Below are 5,808 nucleotides of genomic sequence, written 5' to 3'. Positions count from 1 at the left end.
TTGTGCGGTACCCAGTTGTCGCCCCATGGTGTCTGCCAGGGTGCTGGCCAGCTTGACCGTGTATTGCGTATCGCCCGGTAGCGCCTTGGCGGTAGGGGTGATGGTCAGTGTGGTGCCATTGGCGACTGCTTGGGAGGGAATGACGTTGCCCAGTGGGCCCAGCAGCTGAACCGAGCTGCTGCTGACCGATGCGGCATTGACCGCCGTGCTGAACGTGACGGTGACAGTACCGTTACGGGCGACCCCAGTGGCGCCAGCGGCGGGGAGTGTGCTGCTCACGGTAAAGGGGGCTGCGGGCGGGGTGGTCGCCGAGGAATCACCCCCACCGCCACCGCAGGCGGCCAGCCCCAGGGTCATGACAAGTACTGCCAGATGTTTTTTGTTCACAGGTTTATATCCAACTTAAAAAGTATGAAGTCGCTAAACATGCACATACAGCCACGCCCTGGCGCTTGGGCCGGGGTGGGCATGGGTAAGGTAAAGCAGAAAGGCTGCGGTTACGGCTGTGGAACTGGGCCTAGATAAACCGCGTCTAGCTGATCGCGACGCGGATAGCGGGGCGGATGATAGCGTGTCTGTCGCCTATAAGGCCATACGCTGAGGGGCTAGCCGGCCAGCTGGCAAACGCGCAGCTGGTTGCGCCTAATCTGATAGTTGGCAAAAGCGCAGCTTATTGCCAAAGGGATCGCTGATCTGCATCTGCCGGCCCCATTCCAGGTCTTCCACACCCGGCTTGGCGTAGGGGTAGTTCTTGGCCAGCAGCTCGGCCTGCAGGGCATCCACCCCTTGCATGGGGATAAAGACGGTGGAGCCAGGCGTGGCGTCGCCATAGTGCTCGCTCAGGTGCAGCTCCAGCCCGGCGCGGTTGACCGAGGCATAGAGCGGGAAGTTGTCGCCAAACCGGTGCTCCCAGCCGAGGGTGAAGCCCAGAAAGTCCACATAGAATTCCTTGGCCTTGGCTTCATCAAAGATGCGCAGCACGGGGATGGCGGGAGAGAGGGTGATGCTCATGCGGGGTCCTTGTCGAAAGCCGTTGTACCGGGCGGCAGCTGCACCCACGGGTGGCGGCGGCAGTCGTAGACCGATACCTGCGGGGCCGGGAAAGCGGGGTCGGCAAAGGCGCCTACGGCCACGCTTACCGAGCCGGTGGTGCCTTCCTCGGTATGGAAGAGGTTGGTACCGCACACCGGGCAGAAGCGGAAGCGGAACTGCGCGCCGGCATCCCCAGTGCGGACGTATTCAGTCGCGGCGCCGGTTACCGTATAGGGCTCGTTAAAGCTCGCCAGCGCGGCAAACATGCTACCGGTGCGCTGCTGGCAGGCCAGGCAATGGCACAGGCCCACGCCGCGCGGCTCGCCCCGCACGGTGATGCGGAGTTGGCCGCAGGAACAGGTGGCTGTGCGGGTGGGCATGGCGGCGGGTTATTTGGTCTTGGGCAGCAAGGTATCGTATCGCCGCTTCTCTTCTGGCGTCAGCCAGGTTTCGAAGTCGCGTTGCGCCTGGGCGGCGGCCTCCTCCTGTCCGCTAAGCTGGTCCACGGCCTGCACCAGGGCCAGCCCCTCCGGGGTCTTGTTGCAGGCGATATACAGCGGCAAGAGCTTGGTGGCGCCGGCGATGGGGAAGTAGTCCATCGGCGGCAGGTCCGGGTGGTTACGGCGCAGGTATTCGACTTCCACGGTGTAGGCCAGGGTCAGCTCAAAGCGGCCGCGCGCCATGATGTTGAGCAGGTCGATGATCGACCCCGTGCCGATCTCCCGGTAGTCCTGGATCGCTGCCAGCCGCTCCGCCCGTATGGCTTCGAGTTGCTGGTCTATGGCTTCGCCAAAGCGCCGCGCAGGGTAGATGCCCAGGGTGTACTGGCGCTGGTTGAGGACCTGGGAGAGCGAGATGGTGTCGCGGTCCATGGCGGCCCGCAGCTCATCGCCCGCCTTGCGCGTGGCCACCAGCCGGGGCGGCAGCAGAAAGAGATGGGGGCGCTGGGCAGAGACGGCGTACTGTGCGCGCTCGGGGGTCATGAAGCGGCTGACGGTGCAGGAAGGTTGCGCCGTCTTCATCAATGCATCGCGCCGCTGGAAGCCCACCACGTCGATACGGTGCTGGAATTGTGGCAGGCGCTCCATCAGGCCCTGCAGGTAACGGTCCATCACCCCCCGACCGCTATCCGGCCCGGTGCGTATCTCGTAAGGCGGAAAGTCGATCACCAACCAGTGCACGGGTTGCGGCGGGTCAGCCTTGGCCCGCGTGCCCAGCAAGGCGATGGGCAGCCAGAACAAGGTGAGTGCGGCGAAGCGTATCCACGTCACAAGGGTATCTCTGGGCGGCATGACCGGTTGGATGCTTTGGTATGAGCCCACCACACCGCCTTACCGGTCTGTACGCGTATCAAAATGGTATGAGAAGGTGGTTCTTAACCTTTCCAATATAGGTGGCAGGGGGCGGTTTCTGCCAACCGGGTCATGCCGACCGGGCTTACACCGCCGGTGCGCGTTGCTCCAGCGCATGGCTGAGCGGTAATTTGCGGTAGCCCTGGCCCTCGTAGAACAGATGGGCCTCGGTCCGGTGGGCGCCGGAACCCAGCCGTACGTCACGGTAGCCTTGCGCCCAACCCCAGGCGGCGGCCTGTGCCAGCAGCGCGCGGCCTATGCCGTGGCCCTGCTGGGCCTCGGCCACCACCAGGGCTTGCACCTCGGCATGGTCCGGGCCGGCCAGTACCCGGGTGCCTTGTACCTGGCACAGGCCCACCACCGCGCCCTCGCGCTCGGCCAGGTAGACCACGTTCTCGGGCCAGGCACAGATGGCTGCATAGCGACGGGCCATGTCGGCAGGGGTGGATTCATAGCCCAGATCGGGCATGAGCGCGGCCATGGCGGGGGCATCGCCAGCGTGCGCCGGACGTATGTGCACGCCGGGCTTGGGCGCTGGCGGGGTGGCGGCATTGGCCGCCAGCGGGCGGGTGAAGATGTAGCCGGCCTTGTGTTGGCCGAGCCCGGCAGCGGTCAGGTGGGTGCGGGCAGCATCGTTGCCGGCATCAATCCGTACCCTAAAGCGCCCATAGCCAGCCGCAAAGGCCCAGGCCTTGGCGTGGGCCAGCACAGCGAGCTGCGCTTGCTCCGCACCCGGTGCCATGGTCAGCAGCTGCACCATGGCATAACCATCGCTCGCCACCAGCCGCACACCCTGCACCTGGCAGACCGCCAGCAAGGCATCGCCCTCCAGCGCCGCAAAGGCCACCTGGTCTGGCCAGGCGTAGAGCCGGTCCAGGCGGTCGGGCAGGGGGCGTGGGTCTGGCGGCCAGTGGTCCTGCGCCAGCAGGGTGGCGAGCTGGGGGCAGTCTTGGGTTTGCAGGGAGCGGAGGGTGAGAGGCATGGTGGTTGCTAGAGGTATAGGCGCCGCTAGAAAAAGCCAGCGCAGCGGTTCTGGCGCGGCGTGTGAGCGTAGACAGTACAGCTAGTACGGCAAGCTCGCACAACAACGCCAGAAGGGTTTTGCTAGTGGCGCGCGGGGCAGGTGACCGACCAGGGCAGGTAATCCTTCCCAAACTGGCGGAAGCCGACCGTTACACGAAAATCCGGGTAGCTTGCAGCCCGGCCCTGGTAGGCCGTGGTGCGGAACACGCCGACCAGCTCCGGGCCTTCCTTGCCCGTTTGCAGGTGGGCACTGTCGAGCACTATCGGGTCCCAGTTTTTGCTCAGCCCCCAGTTGCAGGCATGCCCGCGTATCAGGCGTCGCGCATCTGCCGCTAGCGCCACACGGTGCTGCAGGGCGTAGCGCACCAGCCAGCGCGGGGCATCCGCCGCAAAAGCCACGGCCGCATCGCTTGTCTTGCAGCGACCATCGCTATGCGGCCAGGCCAGCGTGCCGTCTGGGGTGATGCTGGTGCTGGAGGCGATGCGGTAGCGCTGCGCCCGGCAAAAGCCGTCGTCCAGCTGCGGCGCAGTGGCGATGCTGCCTGTGCCGGTGGCGTTCAGCACCAGGGTGCTGCGGTCCAGCGGCGGTTGGCTGGCGAACTGGCCTAGCGCCTTATTCAGCGCGGTACGGTCTGCGGCGCGGGCTTGGGTGGCGAACAGCACGCTGGCGACGAGGGGAATGGCGAGAATGAGGGTAGGGCTGGGCATCGGGTGCGTAGCGTGCCCGGTCATGGCGTGAGGTGCAAGGTGCTGATGTGGGGGCACGGCGCCCACCCTACGAGGCGCGTGCGGTACGGCATACCAACAAGCCTGCAGAGGGGGCATGCTATAAAGCTGCCCGGGAACTGGTTTGCCGCAACGATCATCTAAAACGAGAGTACGCAGAATGGACAATCCCTACGTCGCAAGTACGGCGCAGCTGTCTTCGCCCGCAGCCAAGCCCGCCAGGTCGCCGCTTTGGCGCTATTTTCCTATCCCGTTTTTACTGCTGTACATCCTGTTCAATCTGGGGCCTTTTGGCTGGCTTAAAGAATTGGCCCGAGTGGGCGCGATACCGATGCTGCCCATCCTGATACTGGTGATTGCCGTGGCTGCCATGACGGTTGGCGCGGTCCTTATCTTGGGCCGCTGGCGTTTTTCGTCCGTCTTTCTGCTCGTGGCCATCGTGCTTGTGCTGTTCTCAATGATCTATTTTGCGCAGGCGGCGTACGGTTCCCTGGCTACGGTGGTCAGAGTCATGTTGACCCCACCGCTGACTACCCTGTTTGGGTGTGTTGTGATGCTGTGGTCGAGTGGTTGGCCTGGTCGGAAGAACCGCGCGTAGGGGGCGCAATCCCCGCAGGGCATTGCGCCGTATCGCACATTGACCCACACTCGGCCGCATGGACTATCGCCGCGCCTGGCACCCTGGCGGGACCTACTTCTTTACCCTCAATCTGCTGAACCGGCGGGGCGAGCCGCTGCTCACCCAGCATATTGAGCCACTACGCACTGTGGTGGCCCATGTCCGGCGGCTGTACCCTTTAACCATCCATGCCTGGGTGGTGCTGCCTGACCATATGCATTGCGTGATCGAGCTGCCTGAAGGTGATCACAACTTCGCGCTGCGCATGCGGCTGATCAAGATGATGTTCTCCAAGGCCTTGCCGCTGACCGAGGCCCGCTCGGCAGTTCGTATTGGCCGGGGCGAGCGAGGTATCTGGCAGCGGCGGTATTGGGAACACCTCATACGCGATGAGGCGGACTTCCGCGCGCACGTGGACTACGTGCATATCAATCCGCTCAAGCACGGCTTGGTGCGCTCGGTCGGCGAATGGCCGTATTCGACTTTCCACCGCTTGGTGGAGCAGGGCGTCTACCCGGAAGATTGGGCGGGTGGGAATGATGTGTCGCTGTCTTACCAGGATTGATACGGCGCAAGAATGGCGGTGGGTGGGGGTCGACGTTGCGCGCTCTTGTAATGATCAATACGGCGCAATGCCCTGCGGGGTAGGGCTCGCTCCGCCGCTGGTGCAACCGGTGCCGTACGCTGGCATGGATAGACCGTTCTAGGTACTTTGCCGCTTGAGGCGTCGACAAGCTGCAATCCGTGTGTAGGGCGCAATCCCCGAAGGGCATTGCGCCGTATCGGCCTCATGCAAGCCAAACCCGCGTGAGCAAAGGCTAGACCGCCGGTGTACGGGGTTCGACCTTGCCTTGTCTTTCGACGATCAATACGGCGCAATGCCCTACGGGGATTGCGCCCTTGTATTGTCGCTTTTGACGGAGTAGCGCTCCGTCATCGAGTCCCGGACGCCGTTTGCGCCCTTGAACAGTCAGTTCGCTCCGTAGATCCCACGCCGGGACTCATCCTTCAAACTTGCTAGATATCGAACAGTATCTTCGGCCTCGCACTGGCGAG

The 5,808-nt window shown here is 64.0% G+C and carries 8 protein-coding genes; 2 read left to right on the top strand and 6 right to left on the bottom strand.

What is annotated here, in order from left to right; all coding sequences use genetic code 11:
• The 6 genes from VIM95_RS06195 to VIM95_RS06170 all read right to left on the bottom strand — a co-directional run.
• On the bottom strand, positions 1 to 387 hold a 387-nt coding region (locus tag VIM95_RS06195), incomplete at its 3' end, for an Ig-like domain-containing protein (RefSeq protein WP_331984136.1).
• 255 nt (positions 388 to 642) lie between these two features.
• A complete protein-coding gene (locus VIM95_RS06190; protein WP_331984134.1) occupies positions 643 to 1,011 on the bottom strand; it encodes a glyoxalase superfamily protein in 369 nt (122 codons plus the stop codon).
• Positions 1,008 to 1,412 carry a GFA family protein gene (locus VIM95_RS06185; RefSeq protein WP_331984132.1) on the bottom strand — a complete coding sequence of 135 codons (405 nt, stop codon included), beginning with the start codon at positions 1,410 to 1,412 and terminating at the stop codon, positions 1,008 to 1,010. Before VIM95_RS06185 ends, VIM95_RS06190 begins: the two co-directional genes overlap by 4 nt.
• Positions 1,413 to 1,421: 9 nt before the next feature.
• The gene (locus tag VIM95_RS06180; RefSeq protein ID WP_331984130.1) at positions 1,422 to 2,303 is read right to left on the bottom strand and encodes a TIGR02285 family protein; all 882 of its coding nucleotides are present in this window, start codon (positions 2,301 to 2,303) and stop codon (positions 1,422 to 1,424) included.
• Between the two features lie 166 nt (positions 2,304 to 2,469).
• Positions 2,470 to 3,366 (bottom strand): GNAT family N-acetyltransferase, encoded by an 897-nt coding sequence (locus VIM95_RS06175; protein ID WP_331984128.1) that lies wholly within the window; start codon positions 3,364 to 3,366, stop codon positions 2,470 to 2,472.
• A 122-nt stretch (positions 3,367 to 3,488) separates the two neighbouring features.
• A complete protein-coding gene (locus VIM95_RS06170; RefSeq protein WP_331984126.1) occupies positions 3,489 to 4,115 on the bottom strand; it encodes a hypothetical protein in 627 nt (208 codons plus the stop codon).
• 178 nt (positions 4,116 to 4,293) lie between these two features.
• Between VIM95_RS06170 and VIM95_RS06165 the strand changes: the two genes are divergently transcribed.
• Both VIM95_RS06165 and VIM95_RS06160 read left to right on the top strand, forming a co-directional pair.
• Complete coding sequence (locus VIM95_RS06165) at positions 4,294 to 4,731, top strand: hypothetical protein (protein WP_331984124.1); 438 nt, start codon at positions 4,294 to 4,296, stop codon at positions 4,729 to 4,731.
• A gap of 58 nt (positions 4,732 to 4,789) precedes the next feature.
• Positions 4,790 to 5,317, top strand: coding sequence for an REP-associated tyrosine transposase (locus VIM95_RS06160; protein ID WP_331984122.1), 528 nt, complete (start codon positions 4,790 to 4,792; stop codon positions 5,315 to 5,317).
• Positions 5,318 to 5,808 lie beyond the last annotated feature (491 nt).

The organism is Chitinimonas sp., assembly GCF_036568685.1.
GTDB lineage: Bacteria > Pseudomonadota > Gammaproteobacteria > Burkholderiales > Chitinimonadaceae > Chitinimonas.
This window is presented reverse-complemented; position numbering and strand designations above follow the sequence as displayed.

Excerpts from the sequence above, each read along its gene's own strand:
- VIM95_RS06175 (WP_331984128.1), bottom strand. The coding sequence starts at position 3,366 with ATGCCTCTCACCCTCCGCTCCCTGCAAACCCAAGACTGCCCCCAGCTC.
- VIM95_RS06165 (WP_331984124.1), top strand. The coding sequence starts at position 4,294 with ATGGACAATCCCTACGTCGCAAGTACGGCGCAGCTGTCTTCGCCCGCA.
- VIM95_RS06160 (WP_331984122.1), top strand. The coding sequence starts at position 4,790 with ATGGACTATCGCCGCGCCTGGCACCCTGGCGGGACCTACTTCTTTACC.
- VIM95_RS06170 (WP_331984126.1), bottom strand. The coding sequence starts at position 4,115 with ATGCCCAGCCCTACCCTCATTCTCGCCATTCCCCTCGTCGCCAGCGTG.
- VIM95_RS06190 (WP_331984134.1), bottom strand. The coding sequence starts at position 1,011 with ATGAGCATCACCCTCTCTCCCGCCATCCCCGTGCTGCGCATCTTTGAT.
- VIM95_RS06185 (WP_331984132.1), bottom strand. The coding sequence starts at position 1,412 with ATGCCCACCCGCACAGCCACCTGTTCCTGCGGCCAACTCCGCATCACC.